The following is a 444-nucleotide window of genomic DNA, read 5'->3' on the forward strand; positions in this document are numbered from 1 at the left end:
CAGTTTTCCGAATTTTAAAATTTGCTTGGCGACCATAGCATTGTGGACCCACCTGATTCCATGCCGAACTCAGAAGTGAAACACAATAGCGCCGATGGTAGTGTGGGGCTTCCCCATGTGAGAGTAGGACATCGCCAGGCTTTAAATTTGAACACTTGTCAGCGACGACAAGTATTCCACTGCGGAGTGGTAGTTCAGTTGGTTAGAATACCGGCCTGTCACGCCGGGGGTCGCGGGTTCGAGTCCCGTCCACTCCGCCACTTATTTGATAACCTCGCCTAGTGCGAGGTTTTTTCGAATCTGAAGTAATGAAAGTTTTAGGGGTGTAGCTCCAATTGGCAGAGCAGCGGATTCCAAATCCGCGTGTTGGGAGTTCGAATCTCTCCACCCCTGCCATATTTAAGGCTCTAGCAGAAATGCTAGAGCCTTTTTGCTTTCTGAATC

2 tRNA genes and 1 rRNA gene are annotated in these 444 nt (G+C 49.3%); all 3 read left to right on the top strand.

The features are described from left to right. Positions 1-24: 24 nt before the first annotated feature. The 3 genes from rrf to AB4263_RS24250 all read left to right on the top strand — a co-directional run bounded on the left by rrf (position 25) and on the right by AB4263_RS24250 (position 396). Positions 25-140 (top strand): 5S ribosomal RNA (rrf, locus tag AB4263_RS24240). Positions 141-183: 43 nt separating this feature from the next. Then, positions 184-260 (top strand) — tRNA-Asp (locus AB4263_RS24245). A 59-nt stretch (positions 261-319) separates the two neighbouring features. Continuing rightward, positions 320-396 (top strand) — tRNA-Trp (locus AB4263_RS24250). Positions 397-444 lie beyond the last annotated feature (48 nt).

This window comes from Vibrio sp. 10N.261.55.C5 (genome assembly GCF_041470505.1).
In the GTDB taxonomy this organism is placed as follows: domain Bacteria; phylum Pseudomonadota; class Gammaproteobacteria; order Enterobacterales; family Vibrionaceae; genus Vibrio; species Vibrio crassostreae_C.